The 18,574-nt window shown below is 66.4% G+C and carries 15 protein-coding genes; 12 read left to right on the forward strand and 3 right to left on the reverse strand.

Annotated elements, in window-relative coordinates; all coding sequences use genetic code 11:
- Positions 1-71: 71 nt before the first annotated feature.
- On the reverse strand, positions 72-4,529 hold the full coding sequence (locus tag QX108_RS03260; protein WP_315778836.1) for a beta strand repeat-containing protein: 4,458 nt from the start codon (positions 4,527-4,529) through the stop codon (positions 72-74).
- 416 nt (positions 4,530-4,945) lie between these two features.
- Here QX108_RS03260 and QX108_RS03265 point away from each other — a divergent pair, with 416 nt between their 5' ends.
- The 4 genes from QX108_RS03265 to QX108_RS03280 all read left to right on the forward strand — a co-directional run bounded on the left by QX108_RS03265 (position 4,946) and on the right by QX108_RS03280 (position 7,290).
- Positions 4,946-5,491: a phage tail protein gene (locus QX108_RS03265; RefSeq protein WP_315720095.1), complete on the forward strand. Its 546-nt coding sequence runs from the start codon at positions 4,946-4,948 to the stop codon at positions 5,489-5,491.
- 126 nt (positions 5,492-5,617) lie between these two features.
- A complete protein-coding gene (locus tag QX108_RS03270; RefSeq protein WP_315778834.1) occupies positions 5,618-6,151 on the forward strand; it encodes a phage tail protein in 534 nt (177 codons plus the stop codon).
- Between the two features lie 53 nt (positions 6,152-6,204).
- Positions 6,205-6,753: a phage tail protein gene (locus QX108_RS03275; protein WP_315720097.1), complete on the forward strand. Its 549-nt coding sequence runs from the start codon at positions 6,205-6,207 to the stop codon at positions 6,751-6,753.
- Positions 6,754-6,771: 18 nt separating this feature from the next.
- Positions 6,772-7,290, forward strand: a complete 519-nt coding sequence (locus QX108_RS03280; protein WP_315778832.1) for a GNAT family N-acetyltransferase — start codon at positions 6,772-6,774, stop codon at positions 7,288-7,290.
- 12 nt (positions 7,291-7,302) lie between these two features.
- Here QX108_RS03280 and QX108_RS03285 read toward each other — a convergent pair whose 3' ends face one another.
- Positions 7,303-8,265 (reverse strand): alpha/beta hydrolase, encoded by a 963-nt coding sequence (locus QX108_RS03285; protein ID WP_315778831.1) that lies wholly within the window; start codon positions 8,263-8,265, stop codon positions 7,303-7,305.
- A 251-nt stretch (positions 8,266-8,516) separates the two neighbouring features.
- On the opposite strand from QX108_RS03285, the gene QX108_RS03290 reads away from it, so the two are divergent.
- The 8 genes from QX108_RS03290 to QX108_RS03325 all read left to right on the forward strand — a co-directional run bounded on the left by QX108_RS03290 (position 8,517) and on the right by QX108_RS03325 (position 16,637).
- The gene (locus QX108_RS03290) at positions 8,517-9,671 is read left to right on the forward strand and encodes a D-alanyl-D-alanine carboxypeptidase family protein (protein WP_409998502.1); all 1,155 of its coding nucleotides are present in this window, start codon (positions 8,517-8,519) and stop codon (positions 9,669-9,671) included.
- Positions 9,672-9,675: 4 nt separating this feature from the next.
- The gene (tmk, locus tag QX108_RS03295) at positions 9,676-10,356 is read left to right on the forward strand and encodes a dTMP kinase (RefSeq protein WP_315778829.1); all 681 of its coding nucleotides are present in this window, start codon (positions 9,676-9,678) and stop codon (positions 10,354-10,356) included.
- A complete protein-coding gene (locus QX108_RS03300; RefSeq protein ID WP_315778827.1) occupies positions 10,353-11,393 on the forward strand; it encodes a DNA polymerase III subunit delta' in 1,041 nt (346 codons plus the stop codon). The genes tmk and QX108_RS03300 overlap by 4 nt, the downstream gene beginning before the upstream one ends.
- Positions 11,394-11,462: 69 nt before the next feature.
- Complete coding sequence (gene metG, locus QX108_RS03305; RefSeq protein WP_315778825.1) at positions 11,463-13,595, forward strand: methionine--tRNA ligase; 2,133 nt, start codon at positions 11,463-11,465, stop codon at positions 13,593-13,595.
- Positions 13,595-14,386 (forward strand): TatD family hydrolase, encoded by a 792-nt coding sequence (locus QX108_RS03310; RefSeq protein ID WP_315778823.1) that lies wholly within the window; start codon positions 13,595-13,597, stop codon positions 14,384-14,386. Before metG ends, QX108_RS03310 begins: the two co-directional genes overlap by 1 nt.
- Positions 14,383-15,183, forward strand: coding sequence for an MBL fold metallo-hydrolase (locus QX108_RS03315; protein WP_315778821.1), 801 nt, complete (start codon positions 14,383-14,385; stop codon positions 15,181-15,183). Before QX108_RS03310 ends, QX108_RS03315 begins: the two co-directional genes overlap by 4 nt.
- Before the next feature lie 161 nt (positions 15,184-15,344).
- A complete protein-coding gene (locus tag QX108_RS03320; RefSeq protein WP_315778819.1) occupies positions 15,345-15,974 on the forward strand; it encodes an antibiotic biosynthesis monooxygenase family protein in 630 nt (209 codons plus the stop codon).
- 3 nt (positions 15,975-15,977) lie between these two features.
- On the forward strand, positions 15,978-16,637 hold the full coding sequence (locus tag QX108_RS03325) for a hypothetical protein (RefSeq protein WP_315778817.1): 660 nt from the start codon (positions 15,978-15,980) through the stop codon (positions 16,635-16,637).
- A gap of 289 nt (positions 16,638-16,926) precedes the next feature.
- On the opposite strand, the gene QX108_RS03330 is transcribed toward QX108_RS03325, so the two are convergent.
- On the reverse strand, positions 16,927-18,570 hold the full coding sequence (locus QX108_RS03330) for an acyl-CoA synthetase (protein ID WP_315778815.1): 1,644 nt from the start codon (positions 18,568-18,570) through the stop codon (positions 16,927-16,929).
- Positions 18,571-18,574: the final 4 nt, after the last annotated feature.

The raw sequence follows: 18,574 nt of genomic DNA on the forward strand, positions 1-18,574 counted from the left end.
CCCCAACCGGCACACGATTTCAGCGCACCGCCCCGATCGGGGCGGTTCTTGATTCTGGCGTCCGACACGTCCTATCGCGCCGAGAACGGTACGCGGCCGCGCGCCGAGAACGTCCAGACCTGGGTGTTGCTGCCGATGCCGCCGAGCTGGGCACCGACTCCGAGGCTGGCGCCGCCCGGCGTGACGATGCCGAGGCCACCGGTCGCACGTGCCGACCAGCCCTGCAGCAGCGGTGTCGAGGCCAGGCCGGTTGTGAAGGCGTTCGCATCATCCTTGGAGAAGTAGTAGTCGCCATAGAGGCCCGCGAACGGCGTCAGCACGATGCCGCTATCGAACCACGACACCGGGTAGGCGACCCGCAGACCGCCCGAAGCGCGGCCGCTGGCGAAGTCGTTGGTGCCCTGCCGCGTGCCGAGCGAGTCGGTATAGGCGTTCTGGTGCTCCCACAGCGCGTAGACCTTGGCGGAGGGCTCGAGCAGCAGGCCAGCCCAGTTGTACGTGCCGGTCAGGCCGGTGGAGAGCAGCCAGCGCTGGCCGTCGAAATTGCCCTGCGCGGTCCCGGCCGTGCCGTTGTAGCCGATACCCGAATAGGCGACCGCGGCATCGAAGCGCAGGGTGGGGACGATCTTCCAGCCGAGATAGGCGCCGGTGGTCCAGCCGTCACCTTTGAGCCGTCCATTGATGTCCTGCTGGGTGTAGCTGAACGTCTCGTAGCCGCCGACGACGCCGACCAGGAAGCTCGGCGTTGCGCGATAGGTCAGTCCCAGCATGGCATTGAGCTGCTGGCCGTAGAGCGTCGACTGGCTGGACTGAACCACGCCGCCCGTCGTCGTCGTGCCCCAGCGATCGACGCCGGTGCCGCGCACGTCGGCCCATAGCAGCCACTCCTTCTGCTCCTGCCATCTCGGCGCGGCCGATTTCTTTTGGCCGTGATCGATCGCCGCGAAGGCATCGTCGACCCGGCCGCGGCTGCGTCCACGTCCGGCAGCATAGCTGCTGCCGCCCGCACCATCGCCGGCGGCCTGCGAATCGTCGTCGCGCGGATCAGCGGAGAAATTGAAGCGCATGCGGGCATTGCCGGGGGTGACGAACGCGCCGCCATCGTTGAAGCCCGATGCGATCGCGTCATCGATCGCCCCGGAGATCGCCTGGCCGGAGTTCTGCGCCACCAGCTTGCTGACGGTCTGCTGCAGCGAGCGCAGCCTGGCGCTGTCGGCGGGTACGTTCACGGTCTGCGCGAGGCCGGGCGAGGTGCTGGCCGTGAATGGCGGATTGCCGGCATAGACCGCCGTGATCGTGTGGCTGCCGGCGACCAGGGTCGTCGTCGTGAAGGTCGCGACGCCGCCGCTCAGCGTGCCCGTGCCGATCGGAGAGCCGTTGTCGTTGAACGTCACCGTCCCCGTCGGCGTGCCGCCCGACGCCGTCACGGTCGCGGTGAAGGTCACGGCCTGGCCGAACTGGCTCGGGTTCTGCGACGAGGTCAGCGCGGTCTGGGTCGCCGGTGACTGATAGGTGAAGCGATCGGCCGCCGATGTCGCGGAGGTCTGGCTGTTGTTGGTGACGGTGACGTCCACCGTTCCGGTTCCGGCGGGCGAGACGGCGGTAATCGAGGTCGCCGAGTTCACGGTGTAGCTGGCCGCGTTGACCGCACCGAACTTCACGCCGCCCGCGCCCGTGGTGCCGCTGAAGCCCGTGCCCGTGATCGTCACCGAGGTGCCGCCGCCCACGGGTCCTGTGGTCGGCGAGATCGAGCTGACCGTCGGTGCGGCCGCGTAGGTGAACTGGTCGGCTGCGGAGATCGCCGACGTGCCGCCCGGCGTGGTCACCGTGACATCCACCGTGCCGGTGCCGGCAGGCGAGGTCGCCGTGATCGAGGTGGCGGAATTGACCGTGAAGCTCGCCGCCGGTGTCGCGCCGAAAACCACGGCGGTGGCGCCGGTGAGGTTGGTGCCGGTGATGGTCACCGACGTGCCGCCGCCGAGCGGGCCTCCGCTCGGCGAGATCGCCGTCACCGTCGGTGCTGCCGCATAGGTGAACTGGTCCGCCGCCGAAATCGCCGAGGTGCCGTTGGGCGTGGTGACCCGGACGTCGACCGTGCCGGTGCCGGCCGGCGAGGTCGCCGTGATCGAGGTCGCCGAGTTCACCGTGAAGCTGGCCGCCGCACTGGCCCCGAACGCCACGGCCGTGGCGCCGGTAAAGCCGCTGCCCGTGATGGTCACGGTCGTGCCGCCCGCGACAGGTCCACCCGTCGGAGAGATCGAACTCACGACCGGCGGGCCGATATAGGTGAACTGGTCGGATGCCGATGTTGCCGAGATGCCGCCCGGCGTCGTCACGCGAACGTCGATCGTCCCGGTCGTGCCGGCCGGTGAGGTGGCCGTGATCGAGGTCGCGGAGTTCACCGTGAAGCTGGCTGCGGCCGTGGCGCCGAACGCCACGGCCGTCGCACCGGTGAAGTTGGTGCCGGTGATCGTCACCGAGGTGCCGCCGGCGGTCGGCCCGGATGTCGGCGAGATCGAGGTCACGGTCGGCGCTGGGATATAGGTGAACTGATCGGACACCGACGTCGCCGAGGTACCGCCTGCGGTCGTGACCCGGATGTCGACCGTGCCGGTGCCGGCCGGCGAGGTCGCCGTGATCGAGGTCGCCGAGTTCACCGTGAAGCTGGTGGCCGGGGTCGCGCCGAACGACACGGCGGTGGCGCCGGTGAAGTTCGTGCCGGTGACGGTCACCGAGGTGCCGCCGCTGCCCGGTCCCGACGTCGGCGAGATCGAGGTCACCGTCGGTGCCGCCACGTAGGTGAACTGGTCGGCCGCCGACGTCGCCGAGGTGCCGCCCGGCGTCGTCACCGTCACATCCACCGTGCCGGTGCCGGCCGGAGAGGTCGCCGTGATCGAGGTCGCCGAATTGACGGTGAATCCGGCCGCGGGGGTGCCGCCGAAGTTCACGGCGGTGGCGCCCGTGAGATTGGTTCCGGTGATGGTGATGCTGGTGCCGCCGGCGGTCGGACCCGACGTCGGCGAGATCGAGGTCACCGCTGGCGGGCCGGTGTAGCCGAACTGATCGGCTGCAGTAATCGCCGAGGTGCCGCCCGGCGTGGTGACGCGGACATCGACGATGCCGGTGCCGGCCGGCGACGTCGCCGTGATCGAGGTCGCCGAGTTCACGGTGAAGCTCGCTGCGGCGTTGCCGCCGAAGGCGACCGCGGTGGCACCGGTGAAGTTGGTGCCGGTGATGGTGACGCTGGTGCCGCCGGCCAGCGGTCCCGAGGCCGGCGAGACCGAAGTCACCGTCGGCGCGGCGATGTAGGTGAACTGATCGGACGCCGACGTCGCCGAGGTGCCACCTGCCGTGGTCACGCGGACGTCGACGGTGCCGGTGCCGGCCGGCGAGGTCGCGGTGATCGAGGTCGCCGAGTTAACGGTGAAGCCGGTCGCAGCGGTGCCGCCGAACGATACGGCCGTCGCGCCCGTGAAGTTGGTGCCGGTCACGGTCACCGTCGTGCTGCCCGATGCCGGGCCCGATGTCGGCGAGATCGAGGTGACCGTGGGCGCGGGGACGTAGGTGAATTGATCGGCAGCCGTGATCGCCGAGGTGCCACCTGCCGTGGTGACCGTCACATCGACGGTGCCGGTGCCGGCCGGTGAGGTTGCGGTGATCTGGGTGGCCGAATCGACGGTGAATCCGGCCGCGGGTGTGCCGCCGAACGATACTCCGGTTGCGCCGGAGAAATTGGTGCCGGTGATGACCACCGACGTGCCGCCGCTCGCCGGTCCCGAGGTCGGCGCGATCGACGTCACCGTGGGCGCGGCGACATAGGTGAACTGATCGGATGCCGAAGTCGCCGAGGTCTGGCCGCCATTGGTCACGGTCACGTCGACCGTGCCCGCCGTGCCCGCTGGCGCTGTCGCCGTGATCGAGGTTGCGGAGTTGACGGTGTAGCCGGTGGCGTTGGTGGCGCCGAACTTGACGCCGCCGGCGCCGCTGGTGCCGGTGAAGCCGGTGCCGGTGATGGTCACGGTGGTGCCGCCCGCGGTGGGGCCCGACGTCGGTGAGATCGACGTCACCGTGGGAACGGGCAGGTTCACCGTGATCGTGAAGGACGTATTGGTGATGCCGCTGCCGGAACAGCTGTTGGCGGCATGCGAGCAGTCGCTGGCGTACCAGACCGTGATCGTATCGGTCCCGGATCCCGACTGAGTGTCGATCCTGATGCTGTATTCCGGGACCTGCGAGAAATCTCCCCCGATGGGAACCGGAATCAGCGTGTAAGTCGCCTTGCTGCCGCTATAGCTCAGATTGCTGTAGCTCAAGCCGCCCGCGGTCATCGGGACATTGTTGAAGGCATCGATGCTGGGATTGGCGCCGTTGGATTGTCCGTACAAGCCCCACAGCACGACGTCGTTCTGCACGCAGAGGCCGACGGCATTGCCCGCACCCGTGCCGTTGATCGTGATGGTGGCGCCGCTCGTCGAAGCGGTCGTGAAATTACAGGCCGCCTGCGCAGCCAGGGTTGCGCCGAGCAGCATGGCAAGAGCCACACCGACACGGGTTAGCGCCCGTCGCAGTTGCGCGCAGCCCTCGCGAAATTTCCGGCGCCCAATTCCGGTTGACAATTTGACCGTGCCCCTCGTGGCCCCTCATTGAACTGAGGGTGCCGCCCAAAAAAAATTATCGTTTCCAACAAATTTGGTAACACAACCGCAACCTTGGATGCTTGGCCGCTCACGAGCAAGTTTATTCAACCCTACAGCGAACAACTTCCGCCTTGCGTTGCATGTGTGCAACAGCAGAAGTTGTGGAACTTTATGCACTTGACGGATACGCGCATCACAACTTAGACTTCTCTCTGAGGTTGTTTCTCGACGGCAAGATTTCAGCGTGCGGTGGTGGTGCTCAAAGCCCCGCTCCTCGTTTCAAAGAATGACATTGGGAGAAGAAGCGCATGCCGATGACGCCTGTGTTGGGGCAGATCATGCCTTTTGCGGGATCTCAGCCACCGAGAGGATGGGCGCTCTGCAACGGTGCGCTGCTCGCGATTCAGACGAATCAGGGCCTGTTCTCACTGCTCGGCACCTATTACGGCGGCAACGGCGTCACCACCTTCGCGCTTCCTGATCTGCGCGGCCGGGCCATCCTCGGCTCGACCGGGAGCAGCGGCCAGTTTCCGGCGGGCATGGTCAGCGGCGAGACCACGGTGACCCTGAACGTGTCGCAGATTGCCGCGCACAATCACAATTTCAATGCCTCGACCACAGCCGGCGCCGGTCGCGGTGCATCTCCCGCCAACAATCTGTTCGGGGCCAACACGCTGCCGCCGCCGCCGAATGCCAAGGCGATCTTCGCCACTGCGGGCGCGCAGGAAGAGCCACTGGCGCTGGGTACCAACATCACGGACACCGGAGGCGGGCAGGCGCACAACAACATGCAGCCCTACCTCGTGATCAACTACCTGATTGCAATGCAGGGGGTCTATCCCTCGCGCGATTGAGGCGGCAGCAAAGCACTGCGTTTCGGCGCCACCCGATCCGTGTCCTTCGGCGCAGCTCCTTCGCCCAATTCCTTCGCACCGCGCTCAGCGCGGTCGCGCTGCAAACCCCAATGAAAGGATCTCGGGATGTCAGACCCGTTTCTCGGCGAGATCAGGTTGTTTGCCTTTCCGCGCATTCCCGACGGCTGGCTCGCTTGCGACGGGAGCTCGCAGTCGATCTCCGCCTTTGATGCGCTCTACGCGGTGATCGGCACCACCTTTGGCGGTGACGGCGTCCAGACCTTCAACCTTCCCGACCTGCGCGGCCGCGTTCCGATCGGGCAGGGGCAGCCGCCGGGCGGATCGGCGCCCTACATCCTCGGCCAAATGGCCGGCGAGGACGAGCATTTGCTGATCGAAAGCGAGATGCCGGCGCACAATCACGGGCTGCTGTCGTCACTCGCCGTCGCCGATGTCACCGAACCGGGACCCACCGTCCATCTGGCGACCGCGTCGACCGGAAATCTCTACGCGCCGGCTGCCGACGCCGCACCCTACGCGGTGATGTCGCCGACGTCCCTCGCGACGGCGGGACAGAGCCAGCCGCACAACAACATCATGCCGACCGTCGTGGGCAACTACTGCATCTGCGTCAACGGCATCTTCCCGTCGCCAGGCTGAAGCCCGCTCGCAATTCAATCGGCTTCATCCGTACATTCTCGAGGAGAGACGACGTGTCTGATCCCTTCGTTGGCGAAATCCAGGCCTTCCCCTTCACCTTTGCGACCGGTGGCTTCAACAATGCCTGGCTGCCGTGCTTTGGCCAGGTGCTGCCGATCCAGCGGTTCACGCCACTGTTTGCCTTGATAGGAACCTATTACGGCGGCAACGGCACGACCAACTTCCAGCTACCGAACCTGAGCGGCAGCATCACCAACGGCCAGGGCGATGGACCCGGCCTCCAGCCGCGCGTCATCGGCGAAACGATGGGAAGCAGCACCGTGTCCCTCCTGTCCACCGAATTGCCCGCCCACACGCACAACCTGCAGCTCGGGAGCAGGGGGGCTGCGAACGCCGCGCCGGGGCCGGGCACGCCTTCGACCATGACCGCCATCGATCCCACCTTCAACGGCTTCGTGGCACCGCCGGCCAACACCACCTTTTCGGTCAATGCCGTGACACTGACCGGGCAGAACATTCCGCACGACAACATGCAGCCGACCCAGGCGCTGATCTGGTGCATTTGCTACGCTGGCCTCTTCCCGTCGTTCAACAATTCCTGACGCCGCGGCGCGATCGCGGTGCCGACGATCGAAAGCGAGATCGTGTCGACGGACGCGCGTCTGCGGCTGCGTGTCGCCGAGACCGCCGACGAACCGTTCCTGAGCGACCTCTTCAGATCCGTCAAAGGCGCACAACTGGCCACCGGCGGTTTGCCGCCCGCGATGATCGAAGTCGTGCTGGCGCAGCAATATCGTGCGCAGCTCGCAGGCTATGCGGTGCAATGTCCCGCGGCGCAGTCGCTGATCATCCTGCGCGACGGTGCGCCCGTGGGGCGATTGCTGCTCGACCGCGGGACGTCGCGATGGCACGTGGTCGATCTCGCGCTGTTGCCGGGCGCCCGCAACGCGGGCGTCGGACGCGAGATCATGCAGTCTGTCGCCGCAGCCGCGCGGCAGCAGGGCGCCGACGTGCTCTCGCTCGCGGTCTCCACCGCCAATGAGGACGCGATGCGGTTCTACGTCCGGCTGGGATTCCGCGATGTCGCCGAGGACGCCACCGCGGCGCATCGCCGGATGGAGCTGGTGCTGAGCCCCTGATCGTCGCTTCGCTCATGCGCCGACAGGCGCGACCTCGCGCAGGAATGCGATCAGCGCCGCATTCACCTCGTCGGCGCATTCCTGCTGAATCCAATGGCCGGCGCCGGGGATGATCAGCTTGCGCCTGAGATCGGGCAGCACGCGCTCCATCTCCTGAATGCGCTTGGCACCGATCAGTCCGGTCACCACGGCATCCTCGCTGCCGGCGATGAACAGCGCCGGCTGCCGGATCTGCGCATCCTGCCAGGGCGCGGTGAGTGCCCAATTGCGATCGATATTCCGGTACCAGTTGAGGCCGCCGCGAAAGCCCGAGGCGCGGTAGGCCGCGACGAACGCCGCCAGGTCGGCCTCGCTCAGCCACGCCGGCAAGGGCAGGTCGGGGTTCACCGCGCCGAGGAAGCCCTTGCCTGGCGCGACGAACAGGGACTGCGGATCGGAGAAGCCGCGCGCCAGCATCGTGCGCATGGTCAGCGCCACGTCGCGCTCGAACTCGGTTTCGGCCACACCGGGCGCCTGAAAATACTGCCAGTAGAAATTCTCGATGCCGCCGGCGCGGAGCGTGTCGAGCGGCCGGCCGCGTCCGCGGAACGGGGGCGGCACGCTCAGGCCGGCGACCGCCGTGAACATGTCCGGCCGGAACATCGCTGCGTGCCAGGCCACCGGCGCGCCCCAGTCGTGACCGACGATGACCGCCTTGTCCTCGCCGAGCGCCGTGACCAGCGCCACCATGTCGCCCACGATGTCGAAGATGGAATAGGCGGTGACGTCCGCCGGTGCCTGCGAGCCGCCGAAGCCGCGCATGTCGGGTGCGACGACGCGATAGCCGGCTTCCGCAAGCGCCGCCATCTGATGCCGCCACGAATAGGACAGCTCGGGCCAACCGTGGCAGAGAACCACGAGCGGTCCCTTGCCCTGCTCGCGCACGAACAGCTCGATCCCATTGACCTTGATGATACCCGGCGACACCGCTTCCACCCTCGACGTCCTGTTTTTGCGCAATCATGATCGCATCGCGCTGAGCCCGGTGCAAATCACGGGACAGCCGCCGTCCCCGCGGGATTGCCGAGTTGTTTGCGCTCCGCCCAGCTGCTAGATTCCCAGCGCGCTCCAGAGCTTAGCCGATGAACCTCATGCCCTCACCGTTCCGTCGCGCCGGTTTCACCTCCGGGCGGGCCGCGCGCGCGCTCGTCATATTGACGGCGGCCTTGGCGATGGGCTGGAGCGGCATGCTCTACGCCGCCAATCAGAGCGTCCAGGGCGCGAAGAAGGATGACGGCGGCTTCGACGGCGACGCGCCGACGGCGATCCTGATCGAGGCCAACAGCGGCAGCGTGCTGTTCGAGAAGAACGCGGATGAGCTGCGCGCGCCCTCCAGCATGATGAAGCTGATGACCGCCGAGGTGGTGTTCAACGCCGTCAAGCAGGGCACCATCAAGCTCAACGACGAGTATCGGATCAGCGAGAACGCCTGGCGCAAGGGCGGGGCGCCGTCGGGCACCTCGACGATGTTCGCCGCGCTCAACAGCAAGGTCTCGGTCAGCGACCTCCTGCATGGCGCGATCATCCAGAGCGGCAACGACGCCTGCATCGCGCTCGCCGAAGGCATGGCCGGCAACGAGAAGATCTTCGCCGCCGACTACATGACCAAGCGGGCGCGTGAGCTCGGCCTGACCAAGTCGACCTTCGCCAATTCCAACGGGCTGCCCGACCCCGGCAACAAGATGACGGTGCGGGAGCTGTCGATGCTCGCCCGCCACATCATCCTGGACTTCCCTGAATTCTATAAGCTGTTCGGGGAGAAGGAATTCACCTGGAACAAGATCCGTCAGCAGAATCGCAATCCCTTGCTCAATGCGATGGAAGGCGCCGACGGGCTGAAGACCGGCTACACCAAGGAGGGCGGCTACGGCATGGTCGGCTCGGCCGTGCAGAACGGCACAAGGCTGATCGTCGTGGTCAACGGCCTGGAGGATCCCGAGGATCGCGCCACCGAGGCCAAGAAGATGCTGGAATGGGGTTTCCGCAACTTCGAGACCCGCACTCTGTTCGCGGCGGATCAGCCGGTCGGGTACGCCAAGGTGTTCGGCGGCGAGAGCCGTTCCGTCAAGCTGTCGAGCCCGGTGCCGCTCAAGGTGATGGTGCAGAAGAACGGCGGCGACAAGTTGATCGCGCGCATCGTCTACAGCGGCCCGGTCAAGGCTCCGATCGAGCCCGGGCAGAAGGTCGGGGTTGTCAGGGTCTGGCGCGGCCCCAATATCGCCATGGAGGCCCCCGTCTATGCTGCGGAGGCGGTGGGCAGGGGGTCCACGATGCGGCGCGCGATCGATGGGGCGAGCGAGCTCGTGATCGGGATGTTCCGCGCCGGGGCCGAGAAGCTCTAGAGACATGGCGGAAGCAGCTTTGAAACGTGGTCCGGGCCGCGGCCGATTCGTCACCTTCGAGGGCGGCGAGGGCGCTGGAAAATCCACGCAGATCAAGATGTTGGCGGATCGTCTGGAGAAAGAGGGTGTGCGCGTGGTGCTGACCCGCGAGCCCGGCGGGTCTCCGGGCGCCGAAATTATGCGCCACCTCGTGTTGTCCGGAATGGGCAAGCTGCTCGGCGCCGAGGCCGAGACGCTGCTGTTCGCAGCCGCCCGCGACGACCATGTGCGCAACGTGATTCTGCCGGCGCTGAACCAGGGCAGCTGGGTGCTGTGCGACCGCTTCTTCGATTCGACGCGGGCCTATCAGGGCAGCCAGGGCAAGGTCGCGCCCGACGTGCTCAACGCGATGCAGCGGGTCACGATCGGCGACCTCAAGCCGGATCTGACGCTGATCCTCGATGTGCCCGTGGAGGTCGGCCTGCAGCGTGCCTCGGCACGGCGCGGGAGCGGCACGCCGGACCGGTTCGAAGGCGAGGACATCAAGTTCCACAAGGGCTTGCGCGACGCCTTTCACAAGATCGCGGCCGCTGAGCCGCGGCGCTGCGTGCTGATCGACGCGACCGCGAACGCCGAGACCGTGGCGCACATCGTCTGGGATGCCGTGCGCGAGCGGCTGTTCACGGCCGTGGCGGCGGCATCATGAGCGCGCGCAAGGTCGAGCCGGAGATCGCGGTCCGGCATCCGCGCGAGACCACGGCGCTGTTCGGGCACCGTGAGGCGGAGGCGGCGCTGCTGGCAGCCTATCGCAGCGGGCGGATGGCCCATGCCTGGCTGATTGGCGGGCCGCAGGGCATCGGCAAGGCGACCTTGGCCTATCGCATGGCGCGCTTCGTGCTGACGCATCGCGATCCCATGGCAGCGGACGTGCGCGCAGCCGATTCGCTCCACGTCGACGCGGGCGACCACGTCGCACGGCTGATTGCCTCGGAAGCGCATGGCGGGCTGCTGACGCTGGAGCGCTCGGCCAACGACAAGGGCGTGCTGCGCACCGTCATCACCGTGGACGAGACCCGCGAGACGATCTCGTTCTTCGGCTCGACCGCGGCCGTCGAGGGCTGGCGGGTATGCATCGTCGACACCGTCGATGAGCTCAATCCGAACGCGGCGAATGCGCTGCTCAAGATCCTCGAGGAGCCGCCGCAGCAGTCGCTGTTCCTGCTGGTCAGCCACGCGCCGGCGCGGGTGCTCGCCACCATCAAGTCGCGCTGCCGACGGCTCTCGCTGCGGGCGCTGTCGACCGAGGACGTCATCAGCGCGGCTGTGGAGGCCACCGGCATGGACGGCGGTGAGCCGGCGCTGCGGGAGGCCGCCAAAGCCTCCGAAGGCAGCGTCTCCAGGACCCTGATGCTGATGGGCGGCGACGGGTTGCAGCTGCAGACCCGGACCGCCGCGCTGCTGGCGAGCCTGCCGCGAATCGACGCCGGCGAGCTGCATGCCCTGGGCGATGCGCTCGGCACCAGCGACCGCGTCGCGCTGGCGAGCTTTCTCGACAGCATCGAGCGCTGGGTGGCGGAACGGCTGCGGGCGCAAGATCCCAACGCGGAACTGCCGCGCCTTGCACGGCTGGCGGAGGTATGGGAAAAGATCGTCCGCGCCGCGCGCGACACCGAATCCTATAATCTGGAGCGAAAACCGCTGGTTTTCTCGGTGTTCGGGATGCTCGCCGAAGCCACGCGGTAACGCGCCGACCATCATCCCGGGATCATCAGGATCAATCCGTCCACCGACGGCGTCAAAGAGGAATCTGCCGTGGCCAAGGCCAGCAAGACAACCGTGAAGAAGGGCAAGCCGGCGACCAAGGGCGCCGCGAAAAAGGCTGCCGCCAAGAAGGCTGCCAAGTCGCCCGCGAAGGCCAAGGCCGGCGCGAAGGACAAGGCGGCGAAGGGCAAGGACATCAAGGACAAGGCGAACAAGGCAAAAGCCGTCAAGGTAGCGGCCGCGAAAGCCAAGGCACCGAAGTCCAAGGCGCCGGCGTCAAAGGCACCGACGTCAAAGGCGGCCAAGAGCGCCCCGAAGAAGGCAGTGAAAGCGCCTGCCAAGAAAGCCGCGGCCAAGCCTTCGACGACGCCAGCCAAGAAGACAGCCGGCAAGCCCGCTGCGGCGAAGAAGCCTGCGGCAGCCAAGCCGCCGGCCGCGCCGAAAAAATCCGTCGCCCCCGTCGTAGTCGAGACGCCGAAGGCGCCGCGTCCCGCGAAGCCCAAGGCGCCGCGCAAGCCGAAGGCCGAGGCCGCTGCAATTCCCGAGATTGAAGTTGCTGAGGTCGAGCTTGTCGAAGTGGAGGAGCTCGAGGTGACCGAGGCCGCGGAAGCCGCAGCGCCCGTCGCCGCCGCGCCCGACAACGCCAACACCTTCTACGTCACCACGGCGATCGCCTATCCCAATGGCAGCCCGCATATCGGCCACGCTTATGAGGCGATCGCGACCGACGCCATTGCGCGCTTTGCGCGGCTCGACGGCAAGGATGTGTTCTTCCTGACCGGCACCGACGAGCACGGCCTGAAGATGGTGCAGACCGCGCAGAACGAGGGGCTGACGCCGTCCGAGCTTGCGACCCGCAACGCCGGCCGCTTCCGCGAGATGGACGAGCGGCTCAATGTGTCGTTCGACCGCTTCATTCGCACCACCGAGCCCGCCCACCACAAGTCGGTGCAGGCGATCTGGACGCGCATGCTCGAGAACGGCGACATCTACGCCGACACCTATTCCGGCTGGTACTCGGTCCGCGACGAGGCCTACTACGCCGAGGACGAGACCACAGTCGGCGAGGACAACGTCCGCCGCGGGCCGCAGGGCACGCCCGTCGAGTGGGTCGAGGAGAAGAGCTACTTCTTCCGCCTGTCGGCCTATCAGGACAAGCTGCTGGCGCTGTACGAGAGCCAGCCCGATTTCATCGGCCCGGACGCGCGGCGCAACGAGATCACGAGCTTCGTCAGGGGTGGCCTGAAGGACCTCTCGATCTCGCGCACCACCTTCGACTGGGGCGTCCGCGTGCCCCATGACGACGAGCACGTGATGTATGTCTGGGTCGACGCGCTGACCAACTACATCACCGGTGTCGGCTTCCCCGACGAGAATGATCCGAACTGGAAATATTGGCCGGCCGACGTGCACGTCATCGGCAAGGACATCATCCGCTTCCACGCGGTGTACTGGCCGGCGTTCCTGATGTCGGCCGGCGTGCCCGTGCCGAAGCGGGTCTATGCGCACGGCTTCCTGTTCAACAGGGGCGAGAAGATGTCGAAGTCGGTCGGCAACGTCGTCGATCCGTTCAATCTCGCCGACCAATATGGCGTCGACCAGCTGCGCTATTTCTTCCTGCGCGAGGTGCCGTTCGGCCAGGACGGCAACTACAATCACGAGGCGATCGTCGCGCGCATCAACGCCGATCTCGCCAACGATCTCGGCAATCTCGCGCAGCGCTCGCTGTCGATGATCGCAAAGCAGCTCGGCGGCGTGCTGCCGGAGCCCGGCGAGTTCTCCGCGAACGACAAGGCGATCCTGGCCGAGGCCGATGCGATGATCGGCGCGGCGCGCAAGGCGATGGCGACGCAGCAGATCCACCAGTGGCTCAACGCCGTGTGGTCGGTCGTGGCCGAGGCCAACCGCTATTTCGCGGGCGAGGCGCCGTGGGCGCTGGCCAAGACCGATCCGAAGCGCCAGCACACCGTGCTCTATGTCACCGCCGAGGTGATCCGGCAGGTCGCGATCCTGACCCAGCCGGTGATGCCGGCGGCGTCGGCGAAGCTGCTCGACAGCCTCGGCATCCCCGAAGGTGAGCGCAGCTTCGCACAGCTCGGCGGGGATGTGCGCATCGCGGCCGGCACGCAGCTGCCGGCGCCGCAGGCGGTGTTCCCGCGCTACATCGAGCCGACGGCGGCGTGATGCTGGTCGACAGTCACTGCCATCTGGATTTTCCGGATTTCGCCGAGGATCTGGAGGGCATCGTCACGCGCGCCGCCGCCGCCGGTGTCGGCCGCCTGGTGACGATCTCGACCCGGGTGCGGCGGCTGCCCGAACTGCTCGCCATCGCTGAGCGGTTCGACAACGTGTTCTGCTCGGTCGGCACGCATCCTCATCATGCTGACGAGGAGGACGGCATTTCGGCCGATGAGCTGATCGGGCTGACCAGGCATCCCAAGGTCGTCGCGCTCGGCGAGGCCGGGCTGGACAATTTCTACGACCACGGCTCCAAGGACGCGCAAGAGCGCGGGTTCCGTGCCCATATTGCCGCGGCGCGCGAAACCGGCCTGCCGCTGGTGATCCACACCCGCGAGGCCGACGAGCAGTGCAGCCGCATTCTCGACGAGGAGATGGCGCGCGGACCTTTCAAGGCCGTGCTGCATTGCTACACCGGCGGACGCGAGCTGGCGATGAAGGCGATCGATCTCGGACTGCACATCTCGTTCACGGGCATCGTGACGTTCAAGAAGTCGGAGAGCCTGCGCGCGCTCGCCGCCGAGGTGCCGGCCGACCGCATCATGGTCGAGACCGACGCGCCGTATCTCGCGCCGGGAAAATTCCGCGGCAAGCGCAACGAGCCGGCCTATGTGGTGGAGACCGCGAAGGTGCTGGCGGAAGCGCGCGGCGTGTCGTTCGAGGAATTCTCACAACAGACGACCGAGACCTTCTTCAAGCTGTTCTCCAAGGTGCCGCGACCGCAGGAGCTCTCATGACCCTGACGCTCACCATCCTCGGCTGCGGCTCCTCGGCGGGCGTGCCGCGCCCGGCGCTGGGGTGGGGCGCCTGCGATCCCAACAACCCGAAGAACCGCCGCCGGCGCTGCTCGCTGCTGGCCGAGCGCCGCGGCGCGCATGGCGTGACGCGGGTGGTCATCGACACCTCGCCGGACCTGCGCGAACAGCTGATCGACACCCAGGTCGATCACATCGATGCGGTGTTCCTGACGCATGAGCACGCCGACCAGACCCACGGCATCGACGATCTGCGCTCCGTGGTGATGCACCAGCGCCGGCGCATTCCGGTCTACCTGAACCAGTCGACCGCCAAGGACATCATGCACCGGTTCTCCTACTGCTTCATCTCGCCGCCGGGCAGTGACTATCCGCCGATCCTCACCCAGCACTCAATCGAGGCCGGCGAGACCCAGGCAGTGGAGGGGAAGGGCGGTGAGCTGAGGCTGACGGCCTTCCTGGTCCAGCATGGCAACATTCCCGCGCTCGGCTACCGCATCGGTGACGCCGCTTACACGCCCGATCTGAACGACATCCCCGAGGAGAGCTGGGGTGCGCTGGAGGACCTCGACCTCTGGATCGTCGACGGCCTGCGCCCCGCCTCGCATCCGAGCCATTTCTCGGTCAACGACGCACTCGCCTGGATCGAGCGCTTCAAGCCGCGGCGCGCTGTCATCACCAACATGACCGCCGACCTCGACTACGAGGTGCTGCGCCAGAGCCTGCCGGCCGGCGTGGCGCCGGCCTATGACGGGATGCGGCTGGAACTGACCGCGTAGGCCTCGTCGCCACCCCGGCCGTCATTGCGAGGAGCCGAAGGCGACGACGCAATCCAGAGTCGTTGCGGGACTCTGGATTGCTTCGCTTCGCTCGCAATGACGGTTCTGGCCAGCCACGATGTTTGAAGCTCGGCCAACACCAGGAACATGGAGGCGCCACCATGCTGTCGCTGTTCTTCGAGGTCGAGGTCAAGCCCGGCCATCTCGACCAGTACCTGCAACTCGCAGCCGCGCTGCGGCCCGAGCTCGATGCGCTCGGCGGCTGCCTGTTCCTCGACCGCTTCAAGAGCCTGTCGCGCGACAATCGGATCCTGTCCTACCAGATCTGGCAGGACGAGGGCGCCATGACCGCCTGGCGCGTCCACGCCCATCACCACGAAATCCAGACACTCGGCCGCGACAGGGTGTTTTCCGACTATCGCCTGCGCGTCGCCGAGCTGATCCAAGAGGTGAGACCGGGGCAGGCCGCCTGGCAGCCGGAACGGCGAGGGACGTACAACGATCCGAAGCGGCGCGCGCCGACCTATGTGCTGGTGCTGGAGACGGCAGAGCCGAAGCTGAGCGCCGCAACAGAGCTACCGGTCGAGAGCTTTTCCAGCGTCTATCGCGACGGTCGCTTCGCGCATTTGATCGAGCTGCCGGATGAGCCCACCGGCATCGCGCTCGTCACGCGGCTGCTTACCGAACCAGGCGCCGACAACATTCGCGTGGTGGAAGTTACCCGCGACTACGGCATGTACGACCGCCGCGAGGCGCCGCAATACTATCCAGAGAAGAGCAGAGACGGCTGAGTCATGGCTCCCCTTCTTTGGCAGCTCAACCGACTGCTGCCGCCCATCTACCAAATCTCGATGTATCAGGACCGGCGAACCCATAGGCATGCATGGTCGACGATGACAACGCGCGAGAGAGAACTGGTTCTGGATACACCTAGCGGAAAAATCAGGGTGCTGGACGAGCCGTCCTACACGTTCGGATCGACCGACAATCTGCGTCGATACGAAAGTGAATACCGGCTGGATGACTCCACACCCTATTCCATCTACGGGGTCAGTATCGACGGGAAGTGGTCGGTGGTTTTCGGCGCCGGTCGAGGACCAACGACCGTGCATCAACATTCTGCCGTCGAACTCGACGGGCGGTTGTTCCTTGCCATCGGCAACCAGGTTGTGTGCCTCGACCTGCAGACTGCGAGGATGGAATGGTCATTGGAGGTCGATTGGGCATCGTGTTTCGGTGTGTATTGGGACGACCGGCATCACGCGCTGATATCTCACGGCGAACTCCAGATCTCCCGGTTATCCCTCAAGGGGGAAACGATCTGGGCCACAGACGGTCGTGATATCTTCACCGAGGGATTTCGGTGCCTCCCAATGGCGATTGAAGTGATCGACTTCAATGGCGATGTCTATCTGCTGGACTACCTCACGGGCAGGGTGCTGCGTCGTGGGTAGGCAGCGCTGGTCTGGACCGATCCATCCTTCATTTCATGATGCCTGTGACTGTGCCCTCGCACCCAAGGCGAAGCGAAGCTTCGCCTTGGGTGGGAGAGGGCTCAAAGGTGGTCACTGCGGACTCACTCGGGTGAGGGGTTCGAGCCTCACATTCCGTTCCGAGTTCGTGGCGACCCCTCACCCGCTTTCGATGCTTCGCATCGAAACCACCCTCTCCCACAAGGGGAGAGGGTGCACCGAGCACGGCGATGCAGTTGATCAGCTCAGCTGAAATAGTTCGGCAGCAGCCCTACGCCGAAATTGCCTTCGCCGAATTCACCTCGTTCCGCAGCAGAAACTTCTGGATCTTGCCCGTCGACGTCTTCGGGATAGGCCCGAACACCACCACCTTCGGCGTCTTGAAGCCGGACATGTGGCTGCGGCAGTACGCGATAATCTCCGCTTCGGTCGCCTCCGCACCGTCCTTCAGCTCGATGAAGGCGCAGGGGACCTCGCCCCATTTCGGATCGGGCTTGGCGACGACGGCGGCGAACAGCACGGCGGGGTGCTTGTAGAGGATGTCCTCGACCTCGACGGAGGAGATGTTCTCGCCGCCGGAGATGATGATGTCCTTGGAGCGGTCCTTGATGATGACGTAGCCGTGCTCGTCGAGCACGCCGAGATCGCCGGTGTGAAACCAGCCGCCGGCGAACGCGTCCTGCGTGGCCTTCTCGTTCTTGAGGTAGCCCTTCATGACGATGTTGCCACGGAACATGACCTCGCCGATGGTCTCGCCGTCGCGCGGCACCTCCTGCATCGTCTCCGGATTGAGCACGGTGACGGCTTCCTGGAGGGGATAGGGCACGCCCTGGCGCCGCTTCAGCCGCGCGCGTTCAGGCGCGGGCAGGTCGTCCCAGCCGGGCTGCTCGGCGCAGACGGAGGCGGGGCCATAGACCTCGGTCAGGCCGTAGACATGGGTCAGCTTGATGCCGATGCTCTCGGCGCCCTCGAGCACGGCGACCGGCGGCGCGGCGCCGGCGATCAGGCCGACCACCGGCCTCTCGCGCTTGCCCTTGGGGGCGTCCGGCGCGTTGATCAGCACGTTGTAGACGATCGGCGCGCCGCACATGTGGGTGACGCCGTGGGTCTTGATCAGCTCGAAGATCTTGCTCGGCTCGACCTTGCGCAGGCAGACATTGACGCCGGCCGCCGCCGCCATGGTCCAGGGGAAGCACCAGCCGTTGCAGTGGAACATCGGCAGGGTCCAGAGATAGACCGGATGCTGGCCGAGCCCGCCGGCGAGAATGTTGCTGACGGCGTTCAGATAGGCGCCGCGGTGATGCGTCACGACGCCCTTGGGATTGCCGGTGGTGCCCGACGTGTAGCTCATCGCGATCGCGTCCCACTCATCGGCAGGACGGCGCGGTTCGAAGCTCGGATCGCCTGCGGCGACGGCGGCCTCGTATTCGATCTCGCCGATGCGGCTGCCGCCGGTGTAGGAGGCGTCATCGACGTCGATCACGAACGGCTTGGGGCCGCTCATCAGCTTCAGCGCCTCGCCGATCACTCCGGAGAACTCAGGGTCCACCAGGATGATCTTGGCCTGGCCGTGATCGAGCTGGAACGCGATCGACGGCGCATCGAGCCGGATGTTGAGCGTGTTGAGCACGGCGCCGGCCATCGGCACGGCAAAATGCGCTTCATTCATCGCGGGGATATTGGGCAGCATCGCCGCGACCGTGTCACCCTCGCCGATGCCGCGACCTGCGAGATAGGACGCGAAGCGCCGGCAGCGCTCATAGGTCTGGCGCCAGGTGAAGCTGCGGCCCTCATAGACCGTGCTGACGTGGTCGGGATAGACGGCCGCGCTGCGCGCCAGGAAGCTGAGCGGCGTCAGCGGCACGTAGTTAGCGGGGTTCTTGTCGAGGCCGAGCTGGTACTGGTTCGTGCTCATGGCT

The organism is Bradyrhizobium sp. SZCCHNR1002, from assembly GCF_032381435.1.
Lineage (GTDB): Bacteria > Pseudomonadota > Alphaproteobacteria > Rhizobiales > Xanthobacteraceae > Bradyrhizobium > Bradyrhizobium aeschynomenes.

What these genes read in the sequence shown, in the direction of transcription:
- QX108_RS03260 (WP_315778836.1), bottom strand. Translation starts at nt 4,529, where the DNA reads ATGCTGCTCGGCGCAACCCTGGCTGCGCAGGCGGCCTGTAATTTCACG.
- QX108_RS03265 (WP_315720095.1), top strand. Translation starts at nt 4,946, where the DNA reads ATGCCGATGACGCCTGTGTTGGGGCAGATCATGCCTTTTGCGGGATCT.
- QX108_RS03270 (WP_315778834.1), top strand. Translation starts at nt 5,618, where the DNA reads ATGTCAGACCCGTTTCTCGGCGAGATCAGGTTGTTTGCCTTTCCGCGC.
- QX108_RS03290 (WP_409998502.1), top strand. Translation starts at nt 8,517, where the DNA reads ATGCTCTACGCCGCCAATCAGAGCGTCCAGGGCGCGAAGAAGGATGAC.
- tmk (WP_315778829.1), top strand. Translation starts at nt 9,676, where the DNA reads ATGGCGGAAGCAGCTTTGAAACGTGGTCCGGGCCGCGGCCGATTCGTC.
- QX108_RS03300 (WP_315778827.1), top strand. Translation starts at nt 10,353, where the DNA reads ATGAGCGCGCGCAAGGTCGAGCCGGAGATCGCGGTCCGGCATCCGCGC.
- QX108_RS03310 (WP_315778823.1), top strand. Translation starts at nt 13,595, where the DNA reads ATGCTGGTCGACAGTCACTGCCATCTGGATTTTCCGGATTTCGCCGAG.
- QX108_RS03315 (WP_315778821.1), top strand. Translation starts at nt 14,383, where the DNA reads ATGACCCTGACGCTCACCATCCTCGGCTGCGGCTCCTCGGCGGGCGTG.
- QX108_RS03320 (WP_315778819.1), top strand. Translation starts at nt 15,345, where the DNA reads ATGCTGTCGCTGTTCTTCGAGGTCGAGGTCAAGCCCGGCCATCTCGAC.
- QX108_RS03325 (WP_315778817.1), top strand. Translation starts at nt 15,978, where the DNA reads ATGGCTCCCCTTCTTTGGCAGCTCAACCGACTGCTGCCGCCCATCTAC.
- QX108_RS03330 (WP_315778815.1), bottom strand. Translation starts at nt 18,570, where the DNA reads ATGAGCACGAACCAGTACCAGCTCGGCCTCGACAAGAACCCCGCTAAC.